The following is a 19025-nucleotide window of genomic DNA, read 5'->3' on the forward strand; positions in this document are numbered from 1 at the left end:
GTTAATTTACGCGCCGCGACGGGAGACGTCGCTTTTTCCCTCACGCAACGGGACGGAGACACGGACATCAATTCGGAGAGAGACATCCAATGCGTAACACCCTGATTCTGGCTGCCCTGCTGGCCGCCGCACCGTTTGCTGCTTCGGCCGAAGGCCTGAGCTATTCCTACGTCGAAGGCGGCTGGAACCGGACCGAGATCGGTGTAGACGGCGACGCCGACGATCTCGACGGTGGCTACCTCCGAGGCTCCTGGCAGATTGCCGAGCCGGTGTACGTCTTTGCTGGCTACCAGCGCGCGACCGAGAATTACAGCCCGTTTCCTGGTATCACCGCAGACATCACTGTGCAGCAGGCACACGTTGGTATTGGTTATCGCCAGGAAATGACCGAGCGTGTGGAGTTCACCGCCGACGTCGCTGCCCTCCGCAACAAAGGCGAAGTCGAATCGCGCGTCAACGGCCGCAGACTGGGTAGCGCATCGGATTCGACCAACCTGGGCTTCGCCAACCTGGGCCTGCGCGGCAAGCCCTCGCCGCGGACCGAAGCCTGGATCAAGGCCGGCTATATCGACGGTAGCGACGTGGACGAAGGCGAGTTCGTCGGCACCCTGGGTGGTCAGGTCAACTTCACCCGCACCTGGGGCCTGGTCGCCGAAGCGCAGTTCATCGACGACGCCAACCAGTACAAGGTCGGCGTGCGCGCGAGCTTCTGATCGACGCGACTCAGATACACCAAGGCCCCGCATGCGGGGCCTTTTTCATGCGCGCAACAGCACGGCCGCGCGGCATCGCGCAGGCCATGCAGCGCTCACCCGGCAACAACCGGCGCATAGCGCAGACGCAGATCCTGACCCAGCTGGCGCACATCCAGCAGCTGCAACGCAGCGCGCTGCGCCATCGTCTCGATGCCCAGCCCGGCAAGCAGCGGCCTGGCGGTATCGCCCAGCAGTACCGGCGCCATGTAGACCAGCAGTTCGTCGACCAGCCCGGCCTGCAGCAGCGCACCACCCAGCGTTGCGCCGGCTTCCACATGCACCTCGTTGATGCCGCGCTCGCCAAGCAGGGCCACCACCGCCGCCAGATCGAAGCGGCCGGCTTGCAACGGCATCGCAAGGAACTGCGCATCGTCCAGCGACGGCGCGGCCACATTCTCGCCATGCAGATACAGCGTGGGCGCATCGCCCTGACGCAGGTTCCTGCACGCCAACGTCCGTAGCCCGGCATCGAGCACCACGCGCAGCGGCGGCACGACCGGCGTGTCATCGCCCAGCCGCACCGTCATGGAGGGGTCGTCGGCCAGCACCGTGCCTGCACCAGTGAGGATCGCGCCCGCACGTGCGCGCCAGCGCTGCACATCTGCGCGCGCGTCACTTCCGGTGATCCATTTGGATTCACCGCTGGCCAACGCCGTACGTCCATCCAGGCTGGCGCCGAGCTTGACCCGCAGCCACGGCCGCCCACGTTCCACCCGCGACAGAAACCCACGATTCAGCGCGCGCGCCTGTGCCTGCAGGACGCCGCTCAGCACCTCGATCCCGGCCTCGCGCAGCAGCGCAAGCCCGCCGCCGTTGACCTGCGGAAACGGGTCGGCCATCGCCGCAACCACACGCGCAACGCCGGCATCGATCAAGGCCAGCGCACAGGGCGGCGTGCGTCCGTAGTGCGCACACGGCTCCAGCGTGACGTAAGCGGTGGCGCCACGCGCCAGCGCGCCGGCCGCGCGCAGTGCGAACACTTCCGCATGCGGGCCGCCGGCACGTTGATGAAAGCCCTCGCCCACGCACACGCCATCGCGCACGATCACGCAGCCAACCATCGGATTGGGGCGCGTGGTGTAGGCGCCACGCTCGGCCAGGCGCAACGCCTGCGCCATCCAGCGGTGGTCGTCGGCCGTTGCGCTCATTGCGGTGCCGCTTGCGGTTGGATGCACATCACCACGATCTGCATCGGCCCCAGCAGTAATTCTGCATGCGTCTGCCAGCCCAGCCGCTGATAAAACGGGACCAGTGCAGGCTGGCAATACAGGTACAACGCCGGCACGCCCATGCGCGCGGCGGCCTGCACGCAATGCGTCACCAGCGCCTCGCCAATGCCCTGCCCGCGCGCCTGCGGCTGCACGTACAGCGACGCCAGCCATGGCGACCATTGCCGAATGCGCGAATCGTCGTTTTCCAGCAGGCTGACCGACCCGAGCCACTGCGCCTGATCGAGCGCCACCCACGTGGTCGGGATCACCCCATCGCGGGTGTGGCTGCGCAACTCGCTCAAGGCCTCATCGAAATTCCAGTCAGGCAACAGACTGCCGAAGGCCTGCAGATGCGCCTGCGCGATGGCGGGCAGCAGCTGCGGCGTGTCTGCCACGCACGCGATGCGCATCGCGCTCACCGCTTGCCGGGCTTGCCGGCGCGCTCCAGGGCCGCTTCCAGCAACGGCAACTGCTCGATGCCGACCGGGAGCTCGCGCTCGAGCTTTTCGATTTCCTCGCGGAAATCGGCCACGTCCTGAAAGCTGCGGTACACCGAGGCGAAGCGCACATAGCCCACATGATCGAGCTTGCGCAGCTCGACCATGACGTATTCGCCCACCCGCAGCGAGCCCACCTCGCGCTCGCCGGACATGCGCAACTGATGCACCACCGCGCGCACTGCCGCTTCGATCTGTTCTTCGGACACCGGGCGCTTTTGCAGCGCGCGGTCGAAACTGGTGCGCAGCTTGCGCGCATCGAACGCCTCGCGCCCGCCATCGCTCTTGACCACGGTCGGCAGCTTGAGCTCGATCGTTTCCAGGGTGCTGAAACGCTCGCCACACGCCTCGCACTCGCGACGCCGACGAATCGTCGTCCCGTCTTCGGACACCCGCGAATCGATCACGCGGGTGTCGTTGTGCTGGCAGAAGGGGCAGTGCATCAGGTCGCCGAGATTGGGAAGTGGGGATTGGGGATTGGCAACAGCAGGAGCAAGGACGCGCTTGTCGCGCATCCCCAATCCCGAATCACCAATCCCGGCACCTCAGCCATACACCGGATACTTCTTGCACTGCGCGGTCACCGCGTCGCGGACCTTGGCCAGCACTGCTTCGTCGCTGGGGGCGTCGAGCACGTCGGCGATCCAGTTGGCCAGGTCGATGCTGTCCTGCTCCAGGTAACCACGGGTGGTGATTGCCGGGGTGCCCAGGCGCAGGCCGGAGGTGACGAACGGCGAGCGCGGGTCGTTGGGCACCGAGTTCTTGTTGACGGTGATGTGCGCCTTGCCGAGCGCGGCCTCTGCATCCTTGCCGGAGACGTCGCGGCCGATCATGTCCACCAGCATCAGGTGATTCTCGGTGCCGCCGGACACGATCTTGTAGCCGCGCGCGATCAGCGTGTTGGCCATCGCCTGCGCATTCTTGACCACCTGCTGCTGGTAGGTCTTGAATTCCGGCTCCAGCGCTTCCTTGAACGCCACCGCCTTGGCCGCGATCACGTGCATCAGCGGGCCGCCCTGGATGCCGGGGAACACGATCGACTGCAGCTTCTTCTGCAGCTCTTCGCTCGCGCCCTTGGCCACGATGATGCCGCCGCGCGGGCCGCGCAGGGTCTTGTGCGTGGTCGAGGTGACCACGTGCGCATGCTCCAGCGGGCTCGGATACACACCGGCGGCGACCAGGCCGGCCACATGCGCCATGTCCACGAACAGATACGCACCGACGCTGTCGGCGATGGCGCGGAAACGCGCCCAGTCGATCTTCTGCGAATACGCCGAGAACCCCGCCACGACCATCTTCGGCTTGTGCTCGGTGGCCAGTCGCTGGACTTCGTCATAGTCGATCAAGCCCTGCTCGTTGACACCGTACTGCACGGCGTTGAACAGCTTGCCGGAGACGTTGACCTTGGCGCCGTGGGTGAGGTGGCCGCCATGGGCCAGGCTCATGCCCAGGATGGTGTCGCCGGTCTGCAGCAGCGCCAGATACACCGCCTGGTTGGCCTGCGAGCCGCTATGCGGCTGCACGTTCGCATAATCGGCGCCGAACACCTGTTTGATGCGCTCGATCGCCAGCTGCTCGGCAATGTCGACGAACTCGCAACCACCGTAGTAGCGCTTGCCCGGGTAGCCTTCGGCGTACTTGTTGGTCAGCTGGCTGCCCTGGGCTTCCATCACCAGCGGGCTGCAGTAGTTTTCGCTGGCGATCAGCTCGACATGATCCTCCTGGCGGCCGGCTTCAGCAGCGATGGCCTTGGCCAGTTCGGGGTCGTAGGTTTCCAGTCGGACGTCGCGCGAGAACATGCAGAGCTCCGGGGCAGCTGTTGCCAGTAGGGGCGCAGATTGTAAGCCCCCGCATGGACAGGTGACCAATTGCGACGCTGGCGCAGGCCAGGTGCGCCATGGCGGGTTCCGCCCTGGAACGACAAAGGCGCACCGGAGTGCGCCTTTGCGGATGCCCTGCCCGCTGGCCGAGCCAGTGCCGAGGCCTAATTGTTGAGCACCAGGTCAGCGATCACCCCGGTGGCGATGGCCACCAGCAGCAGATTGCCGGTGTTGTCGCGCTGCCACCGGTAGCCATACGGCGGGCGGCGCAGGTTGTAGCGGTCGTAGTCGTTGATCACGTAGACCGGGCCGTGGAAACGCTGGCCGCGGGCCCACGGCGGCGGGCCGGCGCGGTAGTAGCTGGGGCGATCGTAGACATAGACCCGGTTGCGGTCGTAGCGACGGTCCTGATAGCGGGCATCGCGATAGCCCTCGCGGTAGCCGTTGCTGTAGTAACGGCGGTCATCGCGGCGGTCGGCCCGGCGCTCGTCATGCCAGTCGCGGCGGTCGTTGCGCCAATTGCCACGGTAATCGCGGTCGCGGTCGCGGTGATCGTCACGGTCATGGCCACGACGGTCGTGGCCGCGGCCCCAGTCGTCGGCAAACGCTGCCGGGGCCACGGAGCCCAGCGCCAGGATGGAGGAAAGCACAACAGTCACGATGCGTTTGCGGTTCATGGGATTGCTCCTGTCTGCGATGTCGCAATTTCATTAAGGCGCTGGCCGCCTTAACGCATTCTTGCTGGAATCGATTACGAAAACGCCCATTCAGGTGAATGGTAGGCTGCCGTTTAGCTACCGCCGCGCCGCCGCGAGCCAGGCCGCTTGCCCGTATAATCGGCGCAATCCCTTTTCCGCTGCCTCCGGCCCCGGCCGGTGGGCTGCCTGCGTCCACGGAGCACCCATGTCGCAATACATCTACACCATGAACCGCGTCAGCAAGGTGGTCCCGCCCAAGCGGCAGATCATCAAGGACATCTCGCTGAGCTTTTTCCCGGGCGCCAAGATCGGCCTGCTGGGCCTGAACGGCGCCGGCAAGTCCACGGTGCTGAAGATCATGGCCGGCGTGGATACCGATTTTGAGGGCGAAGCCCGTCCGCAGGCCGGCATCAAGGTCGGCTACCTGGCGCAGGAACCGCAGCTCAACCCCGAGCACACCGTGCGCGAAGCGGTCGAGGAAGGCGTGGGCGACGTGCTGCAGGCCCAGGCTGCGCTGGATGCGGTGTACCTGGCCTATGCCGAGGAAGGCGCTGATTTCGACGCCCTGGCCAAGGAACAGGAACGCCTGGAAGCGATCCTGGCCGCCGGCGATGCGCACACCCTGGAAAACCAGCTGGACGTGGCCGCCGATGCGCTGCGCCTGCCGCCGTGGGAGGCCGTGGTCGGCAAGCTGTCCGGTGGCGAAAAGCGCCGCGTGGCGCTGTGCCGGCTGCTGCTGCAGAAGCCGGACATGCTGCTGCTCGACGAACCGACCAACCACCTGGACGCCGAATCGGTGGAATGGCTGGAGCAGTTCCTGGCGCGCTACACCGGCACCGTGGTGGCGGTGACGCATGATCGCTACTTCCTCGACAACGCCGCCGAGTGGATCCTGGAACTGGATCGCGGCCGCGGCATTCCGTGGAAGGGTAACTACACCGACTGGCTGACCCAGAAGGACGAGCGCCTCAAGCAGGAAGACAACCAGGAAAAGTCACGCCAGAAGGCGATCCAGAAGGAACTGGAATGGTCGCGCCAGAATGCCAAGGGCGGCCGTACCAAGGGCAAGGCGCGTCTGGCCCGCCTGGAAGAACTGCAGTCGGTGGACTACCAGCGCCGCAACGAGACCAATGAAATCTTCATCCCGCCGGGCGAGCGCCTGGGCAATGCGGTGATGGAATTCAAGAACGTCTCCAAGAAGTTCGGCGACCGCCTGCTGATCGACAATCTGTCGATGATCGTGCCGCCCGGCGCCATCGTCGGCATTATCGGCCCCAACGGTGCCGGTAAGTCGACCCTGTTCAAGATGATCACCGGCGCGGAGAAGCCCGATTCCGGCGAGATCGTGGTCGGTCCGACCGTGCAGCTGTCGTACGTGGACCAGAGCCGCGACAAGCTGGAAGGCAACCACAACGTGTTCCAGGAAATCGCAGGCGGCCTGGACATCCTCAACATCAACGGCGTGGAGATCCAGTCGCGCGCCTACATCGGCCGCTTCAACTTCAAGGGCCAGGACCAGCAGAAGATGGTCGGCTCGCTGTCCGGTGGTGAGCGCGGTCGTCTGCACATGGCCAAGACCCTGCTGCAGGGCGGCAACGTGCTGCTGCTCGACGAACCGTCCAACGACCTGGACATCGAGACCCTGCGTGCGCTGGAAGATGCGTTGCTGGAATTCCCGGGCAACACCTTCGTGATCTCGCATGATCGCTGGTTCCTGGACCGCATCGCCACGCATATCCTGGCGTTCGAAGGCGACTCGCACGTGGAGTTCTTCCAGGGCAACTACCGCGAGTACGAAGAAGACAAGCGCCGCCGCATGGGCGATGACGCAGGTCCCAAGCGTCTGCGCTTCAAGGCGCTCAAGTAAGCACGACAAGGGCGCCGCAAGGCGCCCTTGTCACATGCGGGTGCAGCTGCGACCGATGGCCTACAGGTCGTAGGACAGCACGTCTTCGAAGCCGAAGGTGTCGAAGTTCTCGATCCGCGAGGGATACAGCCGGCCGACCAGATGGTCGTACTCGTGCTGCACCACGCGTGCGTGGAAACCTTCGGCCTCGCGCTCGATCGGGCTGCCGTCCGGCGCAAAGCCGCGGTAGCGAATGTGGCGATAGCGCGGGATAACGGCACGCAAGCCGGGAATCGACAGACACCCTTCCCAGCCGTTTTCCATCTCCTCCGACAGCGGTTCGATCTGCGCATTCGCCAACGCGGTGCGCGGCACCGCCGGTGCGTCGGGATAGCGTTCGCTGGCTTCGAAGCCGAACACCATCAGCTGCAGGTCCACCGCGATCTGCGGTGCGGCCAGGCCCACGCCACGCGCATCGTCCATGGTCTCGAACATGTCGGCCACCAGCGCGCGCAGCTCGGCACTGCCCAGGTTGGTCACCGGCGGCGCCACGCGCAGCAGGCGCTTGTCGCCCATGCGAATAATTTCGCGAATCATCTAGCTGCTCCCGGGAAACGTTGCGGCGATTTTAAGACCTGTGCGGTAGGTGGGGGTGAGGTTGGGGAATCGGGAATCGGGATTAGGGATTGGTAGCTGAGGCGTCAGTGGCGCTGCTTGGCGTTTCGCATCTTGATCGGAGTTGGCTGCGCTTGATGTGGAGCGACTGTGTGTTTCGGGTATCTGTCTATCAGCCCGTTACGCGTTGCCCGGCATCGTCCAGTACGCGTTCGCCGTCTTCCTTGACGAAGCCGCTCGTCGCGGGCGGCAGCAGGTCGAGCACGCGTTCGGAGGGGCGGCACAAGCGCGTCCCCAACGCGGTTTGCACGAAGGGACGGTTGATCAGGATTGGATGCGTGAGCATTGCGCTCAGCAACGCTGCGTCGTCCAGCGTGGGATCGTCGAGTCCCAGTTCCAGATACGGGGTGCCTTTCTGACGCATGGCTGCGCGAACCGGGATGCCGGCGGCGGCGATCAGGGACTGCAGCATTTCGCGGGTGGGCGGGTGCTGCAGGTAATCGACGATCTGCGGTTCGATGCCGGTATGACGGATCAGGGCGAGCGTATTGCGGGAGGTCCCGCAATTGGGGTTGTGATAGATGACGGCGTGCATGGGGACCTGGTGCGCGGAGTGACCAAGACTGTAACGCGCTGCGGTCGAATGGCGTGCGGCGTGCGGCGTGCAGAGCCAGCGCAGCGTACGCGCAGCCCGCGCCGATGCCGATGCCGATGAGCACCAACGCACGGCTTGCGCACGTTGCTGCGACCGCGCTACTTGCGTAGACCAGGCCACTGGCCGGGTCGGAATACAGCCCCTCTCCCCTCGGGAGAGGGGTTGGGGTGAGGGTACGGGGCGAGCTCAGGTGCACTCGAATCCCTGCTCTCAACCTCCACCAGGCTTCGCACGTAACCTCATCCGCCCCTTCGGGGCACCTTCTCCCGAGGGGGATAAGGGAATAAGTCGTCCGGATCTTGGCTGGGCACCTTCTCCCGCAGGAGAAGGGAGGCTTCCGGCCCGGTTGGTTCTTGTCAAAAATCTGGCCGATCTGGGGCCAGCTGCCGCTGCAATCCCCAGAAATTTCTCCGACGCAACTGCGGCGATAACCGTTTCAGGCTCTCGCTTCGCATTCAGCGGCCTATATGTCAAAAGATTGACACACATCACGGATTCATGATTCAGTCATGAACAGACTGAAACGGAAGGATTCCCCCGATGCCGGTGTCTGCACGGCGTCCCTTTTCCCTGTTGGACTCAAGGAAACCCCAACGATGATGAGCTTTCGTAAGCCCGGATGGATGCTGTCCGGTGTGTTGTGTGTCGTCTGCCTGCCGGCCTTGGCCGTGGCGCAAGAGGCTGCAACCAGCAGTTCCAAGGTGGGTATCGATCCCGTCACCGGCAAGCTGCGCCCGCTGACCGACGCCGAGAGCGCGGCGCTGGATCAGCAGGCTGCGTCGGCTGCCCGCAGCAGCGCTGCCCGCACCGCGGTTCCGCAGACCGAATCTGCCGCACGCGCGACCGAGCGACGCCTGCCCAATGGCACCGTGGCGCGCAAGTTGCCGGCCACGCAGATGAGCTCGCTGATGGCGACCCGTCAGGCCGATGGCCGCATCGTCATCGAGCACAGCGAAGACGCCGACACCCAACCCGCCCACGCCGAGCACGGAGCGCTGCCGCATGAATAAGCCCTTGTTGCTGTTGTCCCTGGCGGTGGCTGCGGCCATCGCGCCGCTGCATGCAAGCGCCGCCAATGTCACGCTGATCAATGGCGATGCCGGCACCAGCGTCGGCTTGAACGATCCCACCAGCGCAGCGCCGTTGGGCGGCAACCCGGGGCGCTCGGTCGGCGAGCAGCGTCGCATCGCCTACCAGTACGCGATGGACCTGTGGGGCGCGGTGCTGCAGAGCAACGTCGAGATCAAGGTGTATGCCTCGTTCGCGCGGCTGACCTGTACCGCCACCGGCGGCACGCTGGGCCAGGCCGGCCCGAACTGGATCGTCAACGACTTCCCCGGTTCCAAACCCAATACGCTGTATCCGTCCGCGCTGGGCGATGCGATCGCCGGGCAGGATCTGGTCCCCGATCCCAGCGATCCGGCCGACGTGTTCTCGCAATTCAACGGCGATCTGGGCAAGCCCGACTGCCTGGCCGGCTCGGGCTGGTACCTGGGCCTGGACGGCAAGACGCCCGAAGGCCAGATCAACTTCCTCAACGTGGTGATGCATGAGATCGGCCACGGCCTGGGTGCGGCGGGCTTCCTCAACAAGACCACCGGCGTGCTCGGCTCGGGCAGCGGCCTGACCGACGTCTACACCGCGCAGGCCTTCGACAACGTGCAGAACAAGCGCTTCGACGATCCGGCCATGACCAACGCGCTGCGTGCCGAAGCGATGCGCACGCCGGGGCGTACGGTGTGGGCCGGCACGCGCGTCAACCGCGAGGCGGCACTGATCCTGGATCCGCGCACCCTGTTGCAGGTGAGCGCACCGGCCAGCGCGGCGGGCAAGTTCGAAGTGGGCTTTGCCAGCTTCGGGCCGCTGGCCACGGCGGCCAATTTCCCGGCCCGCGCAGTGGTGACGGTCAACGACGGGGTGGCTGCCGCATCGGCCAGCGATGGTTGCGAAACGCCGTTCGTCAATGCGGCCGAGGTGGCCGGCAAGGTGGCGCTGATCGACCGCGGCACTTGCGCGTTCGCGATCAAGGTCAAGAACGCACAGCTCAACGGTGCGGTGGGCGTGATCGTGGCCAATAACGCGGCCGGCGTGCAGACGATGGGCAATGCCGCCCCGCCGATCACCGACATCACCATCCCGGCAATCATGGTGTCGCAGACCGATGGCGCGCGGCTGAAGGGCAGCGCCGGAGTGGTGGCGGCGTTGTACGAAGACCCCGAGCTGTTGCAGGGCACCGATACTGCGGGCCGCACGCGGTTGTATTCACCCAGCGTGGTTGCCGGCGGGTCGACGTTCTCGCACTTCGATACCGACCTGCAGCCGAACGCGTTGATGGAACCATTCGATACGCCGGAGGTGCAGGCGCATCTGAACATCGACCTGACCCCGGCGCTGTTTGCCGATATCGGCTGGACACTCAATCGCGGGCTGGCCAAGCTGGGCAACTGCAATACGCTGGTGCCGACGCTGGAGACCGGCGGGCTGATTCCCGGCGCCAACATCTCGGCCGAAAACAGCCTGTGCAAGTCGCAAAATGCCGGCAACCGTCTGGGGTACCTGACCTGCATGGACGAGCACGCACGCGAGTTGCAGAACCAGGGTGCGATCAGCCGCATTCAACAGGCAGCGGTATTTGTCTGTGCCACCAAGGTGCGCCCGTAACAACAGGCGCAGTCTGCGTTAATCGATGCAATGCGAACGGCGCCGGGAGGCGCCGTTCGTTTGTCCGTGCTCACACTGTTCGCGCTGCGCCACACGCGGCGATGCCCATGCCCCACCGAGGGCGCGCGCGCGTCAGCAAGCGTGTACAGCGCGCAGCAAAACGCCGGCCAGAGACACCCACCACAGCGCAGACCAACCGCCACGGCCCGATGGCCGCGCGGTCGGTCTGCCTTGTCCTCAACGATCGGCAGCGTATGGCGAGGTCAGCACCTGCGGCGCACGACCCAGTGCCGCACCCAGGCGATCCATCACGAACCGCAGATAGAGATTGCTGCTGAACTGGTTGTAGTCGCGCGCATTGTTGAAGGTCATGCGCCCGCCCAGGAACAGCTGCGGCGCCACCTGCCATTCGGCCGCGCCACTGAGGTTGTAGGACACGCCGGTGCGGCTTTCGCCCGCATACACCGGGTCGGTGTAGCGGTTGACCAGCCCGAGCAAGGCCGCCAGCGAGGCGGCATCGTAGGCGGCCTGCTGCAGGGTGGGATCGGTAGGAAAATACGGCGAGGCGTCGGTACTGAAGTGCTGCACGCCGATGCTGGCATCGACCTTCCAGTTCACCGTCTGGCCGGCGCTGAGGCCGCTCCAGTGCACCGGGAAACCCAGGTCCACATACTCCTGCGGGCTGAAGTAACCGCCATGGCCGTAGGTGAAGCCGCTGAGGTTCCTGTCGTACTGCATGGCGGTCAGATTGATGCCGGCCATCAGCGACTGGTGCCGGGTTTCCAGTGCATGCACGTAGAAGCCCAGGTCGAGCTGGCGCTGGTCGTTGTCGGCGACGTTGTTGCCGAGCAAACGGTGCGCGGCAAGATTGGCATAACCGCCCAGCAGCCCATTGTCGGCAGTGGCCGACAACGACACGCCATTGCTGGTCACCCCGCCCCATTCGCGGCCGCTGCGTGCATCCTGCGCGCCGGCGAACGACAGCACGCTGTCGGTCACCGCGCGCCGCGAGGCTTCGGCCGACCAGCTCACCGCATCGCCAAGCTCGCCGCGATAGCCGACGCCGCCGATGAGGTTCTGTTCCTGGAAGCCGATCGGGGTGCTGCCGATGTCGGCACTGAACCCGCCATTGCGATAGCGCACACCGACGCCCACCCCGGTGTCGTCCTGGCTGAGCCGGCGCGCGCCGTTGCCGGTGGCGGCCATGGTATTGAGCGTGGCGGCCAGCCCGGTCGGAGTCTGTTGTGCGGCGGCCGTGCTGCCGGCCAGCGCGCGCAACGCGGCCGCATCGCCGGCAGCCAGCTGTTCGCTAAGCGCAGCGTTGCCGAGGATGTCGCGCGCCAGTTGGGCGATCGGCGTGTTGGAGGCGTTGATGCCGAGCAGGTAGGCCGGCAACGGTTCGTTGGCCAGCGCCGCCACGGCGGCGGCATTGCTGTTGTTGTTCTCGACCAGCAGTTCGTTGAACAGGCCGGTGTTCAAGGCGTAGCGACGCAGACGTTCGCGCGTGGCGGCGGTGTCGCCTTCGGTGGCGAGCAACTGGTACATCGACGAGCTGACCAGCGTATCGATCGGATCGCGATCGGCCGCCAGCGCATCGTTGATGGCGGTCTGCGGGCCGCTGCCGAAGCGGCTGGCGGCGACGTAATCGGTGGTCAGCGTGCCGGCATCGACGATGGTCGGGGTCAGGGTGACGCCGAGCTTGCCGTCGCCGACAGCGAACTCGGCCTGGACCGGCATTTCGATATCGTCCAGGCGGCCCAGACCATCTTCGCCATCGCGCGAGCGGTACAACGCGCCGCCGGCGAGGTTGTCGCTGTTTTCCGACTGCACCGCACGCAACTCGTCGAGCACGCCGTTGCCGCTGCCGAGCGGCGGCAACGCCTGTGCGGCGGGCTTGGTCAGACGTGGACCGGCGTCTGCGGCGATCGGCGCAACCGCGCGCGCGGCAAGCAGCCCGTCGCCGCGCGACGAACCGCGCATGCGGCCGCTGGAGACCGGCAGCATGGCGGGCGCAGCGCCGGCGCTGACCGGCGGCGGCAACGTATCGCCACCATTGTCGGCAGACGCACCAATCGGTGCGGCAGCGGCGAACCGTGCAGAGCCCGGCGACGCTGCCACCGGTGCCACCGCCACGTCGCCATAGGCGCTACCGGCATCCATGCGCTCGGACAACACCGCCGGCGAGCGCGGCATGCCGCCGGTCATACCGGAAAACGGATTGAGCGGGCGACTGGAGGACGCGACCGCGGACGGACCGCGCGCAGACGGCAGGCCATTGTCCAGTTGCCCGGCCTGACGCTGCTGCGCGGCCAGCGAGGCACGGAAATACTGCTCGGCCTTGCGGTTCTTGCCGGCGCTGCGATACACGCGACCGGCCGCGGCCAGCACCTCCGGCGACTCCGGTGCCTGCGCCAGCGCGCGTTGCAGGTAATGCTCGGCATTGCGCAGGTCCGACTGCGCGGCCGCACTGTTGGCGGCGGCAGTGAGCGTGTCCAGGTCGTCGGGATGACGTTGCAGGATCTGCTGGTAGATCGCCAGCGCCTGACGCTGGTCGCCGGAGGCGGCATACAGCCGTGCGAGCGCGGCCTGCGCATCGCGGCTGTCCGGCTGTTGGGCCAGGATCGGCGACAGCGCGTCGTAGGCGCCTTCCAGGTTGCCGAGTTCGCGCAGCGCATCCACCTGGCGCAGCGTGTAGGCGCTGCGCAGGCGTTGATAACGACGCAGCTGTTCCGGCGTCAGGGTGGTGGCCTGCAACTGGCGCAGCACCGCCGACAGTTCGGCGTCCTGGTGCGCGCGCAGCAGCACGCCGGCATATCGCAGGCGATCTTCGCTGCGCACCGTGGCGCCGGTGACCAGGCGCTGGGCCAGGGTCAGCGCGCGCGGGGCGTTGCCGGCATCGGCATGCGCGCCGGCCAGTGCGGCCAGCAACTGCGGGTCGTCGAGCTGATTGCCCAGCGCGGTTTCGGTGCGCGCCAGCAACTGCTGCGCGTCGCCGGGCCGGCCCTGCTCTACCAGCAAGCGTGCCTGACGCGCCTGCAGTTCGATCCAGGCGGTGGTGCGCAGCTGGTTCATTTCCGGCGTGCGCGATGCGACCGGAATGCGCTCCAGGCTGTCGTAGGCGCCCTGCCAATCGCCGCTTTCCTGCGCCAGCAAGGCGTTGGCCTGCAGCGCTTCGGGTTGGTCGCCATGCACGGCGAGCAGGCCATCCATCACGCTGCGGGCCTGGTCGGGGCGGCCGGCCTGTTGATACAGGCGGGCCAGATCCAGACGGATCCAGGCATCGCCCGGGCGTTCGACCATCGCTGCTTCCAGCTCGGTCTGCGCGCTGACCGCATCGCCGGCTTCCAGCGCCTGGCGGGCACGGGCGCGCTGCACGTTGGAACGCAGCAGGGCTTGCCCACCGGCCTTGGCACGTTCTGCAGCAGGCAGGCGATTGAACACGTCGCTGGCTTCCTGCATGCGGCCCTGGCGGCTGTACAAACCGACCAGGCCCTGCAGCGCGCCGGCATTGTCGGCATCGTGCGACAGCGCCTTGCGATAGCTGGCCTCGGCGGCGGCCGGGTCGCTGGCGGCCTGCAGGCCGCCCAGCGCCACCTGCGCGGCCGGTTCGTTGGGCAGCAGCTGCACCGCCTGCTCCACCAGCTGGCGCGCCTGGGCCAGATCGCCACGTGTGCGTGCGGCCTCGGCCTGCTGCAGTTGCAGCCAGTAGCGCGCGCTATCCAGCGCGCCCTTCCATTTGCCGTGACTCGCCGCCGCCGGGCGCAGCAGCTCCTGCGCTTCGGCAAAGCGCTGCTGACGCAGGCGCACCGAGCCCAGGCCGCCGAGCGCTTCCGGATCACGCGCACGTGCGCGCAACACCTGCGTGAAGCGTTGTTCGGCAGCGCCCAGATTGTTGGCGCCCAGCGCACGGAAGCCTTCGCCCAGCAGCACGCCATTGGGGTCGGCCGGCGCGGCGGTGGCCGCGCTGCGTTGTTCGCGCAGCTGGCCGAGTTTGGCGGTGACTTCCGCATCGGCCGGGGTGCCGGCCAGGAATGCCTGGTACAGCGGCGCATCGGCCACGCCGGCGTTGAGCCACAGCAGCGCCTGGCGCCAGCTGGTGCGCGCCGGCCCGCCGACATCGGCGCGTTGCGCCAGCGTGCGCAGCTGCGCGATGCCGTCGCGGCGGGTGGGTTCGCGGTAACTCAGCACCTGCGCCAGCGCCAGTTGCACGGACGGGTTGCCCGGTTCGCTGGATTGCAGGCGTTGCAGGCCGTCGCGCGCACGCTCCCAGCCGGTGGGGGTGCCGGCCAGCGACTGGTAGTACTCCAGTGCCAACGCCGGCGGCGGCGGCTTGCCGGCGAACAGCGCTTCGTAATCGCGCGCGGCTTCCACATAGCGCCCGGCCGCGGCGGCGCGACGTGCGTTGCGCAGGTTCGGATCTTCGCCGGCAGCGCTGCTGCCATGGGCGCCGATCGCCACGCGCAGGCGCTGTGCCTGCGGCGATTGCGGGTGTGCGGCGTCGAGTTGCTGCAGGCGCTTGCGTGCTTCGGATTGACGGCCTTGCGCCAGATCGATCTGCGCCAGGCCGAGCAAGGCGTCGGGCTGATCCGGATCGACGCCGAGCAGCTTGCGCCAGGTGTCGGCGGCCAGATCGTCGCGGCCCTGGTCGTGCCAGTAATTGCCCTGCCCGACCAGTTGCTGGGTGGCGCTGGTCTGCGCCTGCACCGGCGAGGCGAGCAGGCACAGGTCGATCATGCCGACGAGGTACAGCGGGATCAGTTTTTTGCGGAGCATGCAGGCGTTCTCCAGGCGGGCAGCAGGCGCCCGTCTGCGGCAAAGCGGTAGCGGTTCTCAAGCCAACCCTGTCCGAACAGGGCCAGCGTGCGTTCGAAGTACGGCAGCGCAGCGGCTGCCGCTTGTGCGGCGGCGGGAATGCGCTGCGCCTGCGCCTTGAGCAACGCGGGCTGGCCCATCGCACTCAGGTAAGGCAGCAGTGCGGCAGAAAACCCGACCGGCAATGCACCGCTGCCCACGCCGCGCGCGGTGTCGATCTTTTCCGCAAACGGGGTCTGTGCGGCGAGCAGGTCGGCCGGGCCGGACAGGTCGCGCAGCAAGCCGCTGCGCAGCGGCTCGCCGGCATCGAGCATGCCGGCCCACAGATACACGCGGATCGCGTCGTAGCTGCCGACGTTGCCGCGCTTCGGATCCGGGCTGAAGCGCTCGCCATCCCACACCGTCCAGTCCGGCGCAAAGCCCACCGGCGCGCTCTCGCGCAACACGCGCGCGGCATTGCTGGCGATCGCCGCCCACGGCCCCTTGGGGTCGGCGTTGGCGCAGCGCCGCAGCACCTGGATCGGCAGGTAGCTGGGATTGAGCGTCCAGCGTTGCTTCTCGGCAAAGCCGGTGCGGCCGGGCAGCAACATCGCGCCCAGGCCCGGCAACGTGACTACTTCCTGTTGACGCATCAGTTGCAGGATCTGCTGGCCGGCCTTGACGTACCCGGGCCGGCTCCACAGCCGGCCGGCTTCCAGCAGCGCGTAGGCAATCCACAGCTCGCCATCGCTGGCGGTATTGGCATCGAGCACGCGCCAGCTGCCGCTGCCATCGCGGCCCCACAACCAAGCCGGCAGATTCAGATCCGGACGGCCGCCGCACAGATTGTGGCGGGTCCAGCCCAGCACCTTCTCGAACAACACCTGGTCGTTGTTGACCAGGGCGAAGAACAGCGCATACGACTGACCTTCGGAGGTCGAGCGCTGGTCCGGATTGAGGAAATCCACCACCCGCCCGTCGGGCTGGATGTGCTTGTCGACGAAGGCATTCCACAGCGGCCACGGCCCGCATTGGCCAGCCGCCGCCGCTGCGCGCGTGGGCAGCAACGCGGCCAGGCCGGCCAGCGCACCGGCGCGTAGCAGGCTGCGGCGCGTCATCGTCGCGGCGCTGTCGTGCGCGCTCATGCGCTACCACCTTCGTTGAGCCGCTCGGCGGCATGCCGGCGCAGCAGCACGCGCGCGGCAAGCGCCAGCAACAGCGCCAGCAGCACCACGGTCAACGCCAGCCACACCGGGTGGTGCGAGAAGTACCAGCGCAGCCAGGTCGGGAGCGGCAGATGGCCGACGTAGTAGGTCTGGTTGCCGACCAGGCTGATGACCTTTTTTTGCTGCAGCAACACCACGCTGCCCTGGAAGTCCTTGAGCAGGGTCGGGTCGAACCAGGCGTCGAACAGCCTGCTCATGTTGGCCGGGTCTTCGCTCTGGAACGCGACCACGCTGCGGCCGGACTTCAACGGCGATTCGAATCCCATCAACAGCACATCGTCAGGCTGCGGTTGCAGCGCGATTTCGGTGGTGGTCGGCAGGTCGGTGCGGCGCGCATCGAAGGACAGGAAGCCGGGCAGTTTTTCCAGCACCCAATCGGTCAGCGCAAAGCGGGTCGCCTGCCCGTCCTGGCCCACCGGCAGCTGTGCGCGCCACTGCTTGAACAGCGGCTGCGACTGAGCGCTGCCGAGCAACAACAGGTCGCGGTCGGCGTGTTGCTGCACGGCGCCGGCACCGATGATCTGCGCATGCAGCGCCGGATATCCGGTGGAGGCGCCGAAGCGGCCAAGCAGGGTCAGCACATTGCCCAGGTCCTGGTCGCCCGGATTGTCCGGCAGCACGATGGTGGATTCGGACAGATCGGCCAGGCGCGTGAACGGGTAGCCGGCATTGGCGAACGCGGCCAGGTTCGGCATCGCCATGTAGTGGTGGAAGCCGCTCAGGTCGATGCTGGAATCGGCATCGATGGCGCCGGACACATCCGGGAAGGTGTTCTTGCACTCCTCGCCCTGCGGGCGATCGAAGAAGAAGTGGAAGCGCAACTGGCTGTTGGCCGAGAACGCGCCCACCGGCAATGTCAGATCCTGATGCACCGGCATGCTGCCGCGTGCGCCCAGGCTGTTCCACCAGCGCCTCGGGGTGGACTCGGCGAACGGGCGGCCGGTCAGCGGCAGCGTGGTCACGAACGACTCGTTGATGCTGACGTTGAGCGCGGACTTGTTATCCACGTCCGGCACCGTGTAGCGGTATTTCAGCGCGACCGGAATGCCGTCGCGCTCCCACACGAACAGGTCCGGCGGCAGCTGCAGGCCGACCCGGATCAGGTCCGGGTGATAGCCGCTTACATTGAGCTGGCCGGGCTGGGTCACCAGATCGCCGAAGCGCACCGGATGCTGGCTGGACACCCACTTGGGCGCGTCGTACGGCTGACGCGGCGCCGGCGCGCTGATCTCGCCGATGCGGGCGACCGCCCCGGTCAACGGCGCGCGCAAGGCCAGCGCGGTGGCGGCGCGTTGCAGGTCTTCGCTGTTGCGGCCGAGCACCAGCAGCAGCTTGCCATTGGGATCGGTCGGGTTGACCACCACTGCCACGGTCGGGCCACGGATATCGGCCACGCCACTGTCGGCGGTGGCGAACTGCTCCGGCAGCGTGCTGGGCGTGGCGAACACCACTGCGTTGCCGGTGGCCGGCAGCGCTTCGGTCGAGGCCGGGAACACCGCGCCGCGGTAACCGGCCAGTGTGCCGAACCACGAGGCCACCACGCCAGCCGCCTGCAGCGTGGCGTTGTCCGGGCGCTGCGGAAAGTAGAACGGCAACTCCAGCCGGCGCGTGTCGCGCACATCGAAGAACGGCACCGGCAACAATGCCAGGTTATTGGCCAGCGCCAGCGGCGTGGTGGTCAGCGACAGGCTGGTGGCCGCGTCCACATTCGCCCACAGGCTGCTGTGGTCCGGGTCTTCGCACTCGCGCGTGTAATGGCCGATCAACTGCAGGTTGAGCTGGTTGTAATCGGTGACCAGGCGCGGGTCGATCGGCAGATCGGCCGAGAGCAGCTTGCCGGCATTGGCCTTGTCGGCCGGCAAGGTGCCCACGGTGACGCCATTGATGGTGACCTTCAGGTGCGACAGGTCCGGCAACAGCGCGGGCGAATAGCTGTATTTGAGGTTGAGCGTGGCGGCGGTGACGATCTCGTCGCTGCGCACGCTGAAGGGCACGCCGGCACTGCCCTGCACGCCGCGCAGGGTGATCTCGTAGTCGATGCCGAGCTCGCGCAGGCTGGAGGTGCGGGTGCTGCCGGCCGGCATCGGAGCCGGTGCGGGCGGCGCGCTCGCGGCGGTTCCGGCCTGCCCGGTCAGGGTGGTCGTCGCCGTTGCCGGCACGGCCTGCTGCGCCTGCGCCAGGCCGGTCAGCAGGGTGAGCACACAGGTCAACACGGCCGGGGACATTCGCATCGGTTGCTTCTTGGCAGGG

General features: G+C 67.0%; 14 protein-coding genes. 4 read left to right on the forward strand and 10 right to left on the reverse strand.

The features are described from left to right. The first annotated feature begins 89 nt into the window (after nucleotides 1–89). The gene (locus KHN93_RS17240) at nucleotides 90–713 is read left to right on the forward strand and encodes an outer membrane beta-barrel protein (protein ID WP_016905113.1); all 624 of its coding nucleotides are present in this window, start codon (nucleotides 90–92) and stop codon (nucleotides 711–713) included. Between the two features lie 95 nt (nucleotides 714–808). On the opposite strand, the gene ribD is transcribed toward KHN93_RS17240, so the two are convergent. From ribD to KHN93_RS17265, 5 genes are all read right to left on the reverse strand, one after another. Beyond that, entirely contained in the window at nucleotides 809–1903 is a 1095-nt protein-coding gene (ribD, locus tag KHN93_RS17245) for a bifunctional diaminohydroxyphosphoribosylaminopyrimidine deaminase/5-amino-6-(5-phosphoribosylamino)uracil reductase RibD (protein WP_211920889.1), read from the reverse strand. Further along, the gene (locus KHN93_RS17250; RefSeq protein ID WP_211920891.1) at nucleotides 1900–2385 is read right to left on the reverse strand and encodes a GNAT family N-acetyltransferase; all 486 of its coding nucleotides are present in this window, start codon (nucleotides 2383–2385) and stop codon (nucleotides 1900–1902) included. Before KHN93_RS17250 ends, ribD begins: the two co-directional genes overlap by 4 nt. Continuing rightward, a complete protein-coding gene (gene nrdR / locus KHN93_RS17255; RefSeq protein ID WP_006453216.1) occupies nucleotides 2382–2906 on the reverse strand; it encodes a transcriptional regulator NrdR in 525 nt (174 codons plus the stop codon). Before nrdR ends, KHN93_RS17250 begins: the two co-directional genes overlap by 4 nt. A gap of 102 nt (nucleotides 2907–3008) precedes the next feature. Next, complete coding sequence (gene glyA / locus KHN93_RS17260) at nucleotides 3009–4262, reverse strand: serine hydroxymethyltransferase (protein WP_211920893.1); 1254 nt, start codon at nucleotides 4260–4262, stop codon at nucleotides 3009–3011. A 185-nt stretch (nucleotides 4263–4447) separates the two neighbouring features. Further along, complete coding sequence (locus tag KHN93_RS17265) at nucleotides 4448–4960, reverse strand: RcnB family protein (protein WP_039525491.1); 513 nt, start codon at nucleotides 4958–4960, stop codon at nucleotides 4448–4450. 226 nt (nucleotides 4961–5186) lie between these two features. Here KHN93_RS17265 and ettA point away from each other — a divergent pair, with 226 nt between their 5' ends. After that, nucleotides 5187–6848 (forward strand): energy-dependent translational throttle protein EttA, encoded by a 1662-nt coding sequence (ettA, locus tag KHN93_RS17270; RefSeq protein WP_039512462.1) that lies wholly within the window; start codon nucleotides 5187–5189, stop codon nucleotides 6846–6848. 60 nt (nucleotides 6849–6908) lie between these two features. Here the strand turns inward: ettA and def are convergent, their stop codons facing one another. Together def and arsC are read right to left on the reverse strand one after the other, a co-directional pair. Continuing rightward, entirely contained in the window at nucleotides 6909–7424 is a 516-nt protein-coding gene (gene def, locus KHN93_RS17275; RefSeq protein WP_024940593.1) for a peptide deformylase, read from the reverse strand. A 190-nt stretch (nucleotides 7425–7614) separates the two neighbouring features. Next, nucleotides 7615–8037, reverse strand: coding sequence for an arsenate reductase (glutaredoxin) (arsC, locus tag KHN93_RS17280; protein WP_104560036.1), 423 nt, complete (start codon nucleotides 8035–8037; stop codon nucleotides 7615–7617). A gap of 656 nt (nucleotides 8038–8693) precedes the next feature. Between arsC and KHN93_RS17285 the strand changes: the two genes are divergently transcribed. Next, the gene (locus tag KHN93_RS17285) at nucleotides 8694–9107 is read left to right on the forward strand and encodes a post-PEP-CTERM-1 domain-containing protein (protein WP_024940595.1); all 414 of its coding nucleotides are present in this window, start codon (nucleotides 8694–8696) and stop codon (nucleotides 9105–9107) included. Next, the gene (locus tag KHN93_RS17290; RefSeq protein WP_046344304.1) at nucleotides 9100–10758 is read left to right on the forward strand and encodes a PA domain-containing protein; all 1659 of its coding nucleotides are present in this window, start codon (nucleotides 9100–9102) and stop codon (nucleotides 10756–10758) included. Before KHN93_RS17285 ends, KHN93_RS17290 begins: the two co-directional genes overlap by 8 nt. A 237-nt stretch (nucleotides 10759–10995) precedes the next feature. On the opposite strand, the gene KHN93_RS17295 is transcribed toward KHN93_RS17290, so the two are convergent. The 3 genes from KHN93_RS17295 to bcsB are packed head-to-tail and all read right to left on the reverse strand — an operon-like array spanning nucleotide 10996 to nucleotide 19006. Then, nucleotides 10996–15531: a cellulose biosynthesis protein BcsC gene (locus KHN93_RS17295; protein ID WP_211920895.1), complete on the reverse strand. Its 4536-nt coding sequence runs from the start codon at nucleotides 15529–15531 to the stop codon at nucleotides 10996–10998. Next, the gene (gene bcsZ, locus KHN93_RS17300) at nucleotides 15513–16694 is read right to left on the reverse strand and encodes a cellulose synthase complex periplasmic endoglucanase BcsZ (protein WP_104560038.1); all 1182 of its coding nucleotides are present in this window, start codon (nucleotides 16692–16694) and stop codon (nucleotides 15513–15515) included. The genes KHN93_RS17295 and bcsZ overlap by 19 nt, the downstream gene beginning before the upstream one ends. Then, nucleotides 16691–19006 carry a cellulose biosynthesis cyclic di-GMP-binding regulatory protein BcsB gene (bcsB, locus tag KHN93_RS17305; protein WP_211920897.1) on the reverse strand — a complete coding sequence of 772 codons (2316 nt, stop codon included), beginning with the start codon at nucleotides 19004–19006 and terminating at the stop codon, nucleotides 16691–16693. The genes bcsZ and bcsB overlap by 4 nt, the downstream gene beginning before the upstream one ends. Nucleotides 19007–19025: the final 19 nt, after the last annotated feature.

It is taken from the genome of Xanthomonas arboricola pv. juglandis, assembly GCF_905367715.1.
Classification (GTDB): domain Bacteria; phylum Pseudomonadota; class Gammaproteobacteria; order Xanthomonadales; family Xanthomonadaceae; genus Xanthomonas; species Xanthomonas arboricola.

Bases quoted from the DNA above. Each gene is read 5' to 3' on its own strand.
- KHN93_RS17240 (WP_016905113.1), top strand. From the start codon at position 90: ATGCGTAACACCCTGATTCTGGCTGCCCTGCTGGCCGCCGCACCGTTT.
- ribD (WP_211920889.1), bottom strand. From the start codon at position 1,903: ATGAGCGCAACGGCCGACGACCACCGCTGGATGGCGCAGGCGTTGCGC.
- nrdR (WP_006453216.1), bottom strand. From the start codon at position 2,906: ATGCACTGCCCCTTCTGCCAGCACAACGACACCCGCGTGATCGATTCG.
- glyA (WP_211920893.1), bottom strand. From the start codon at position 4,262: ATGTTCTCGCGCGACGTCCGACTGGAAACCTACGACCCCGAACTGGCC.
- KHN93_RS17265 (WP_039525491.1), bottom strand. From the start codon at position 4,960: ATGAACCGCAAACGCATCGTGACTGTTGTGCTTTCCTCCATCCTGGCG.
- ettA (WP_039512462.1), top strand. From the start codon at position 5,187: ATGTCGCAATACATCTACACCATGAACCGCGTCAGCAAGGTGGTCCCG.
- def (WP_024940593.1), bottom strand. From the start codon at position 7,424: ATGATTCGCGAAATTATTCGCATGGGCGACAAGCGCCTGCTGCGCGTG.
- arsC (WP_104560036.1), bottom strand. From the start codon at position 8,037: ATGCACGCCGTCATCTATCACAACCCCAATTGCGGGACCTCCCGCAAT.
- KHN93_RS17285 (WP_024940595.1), top strand. From the start codon at position 8,694: ATGATGAGCTTTCGTAAGCCCGGATGGATGCTGTCCGGTGTGTTGTGT.
- KHN93_RS17290 (WP_046344304.1), top strand. From the start codon at position 9,100: ATGAATAAGCCCTTGTTGCTGTTGTCCCTGGCGGTGGCTGCGGCCATC.
- KHN93_RS17295 (WP_211920895.1), bottom strand. From the start codon at position 15,531: ATGCTCCGCAAAAAACTGATCCCGCTGTACCTCGTCGGCATGATCGAC.
- bcsZ (WP_104560038.1), bottom strand. From the start codon at position 16,694: ATGAGCGCGCACGACAGCGCCGCGACGATGACGCGCCGCAGCCTGCTA.
- bcsB (WP_211920897.1), bottom strand. From the start codon at position 19,006: ATGCGAATGTCCCCGGCCGTGTTGACCTGTGTGCTCACCCTGCTGACC.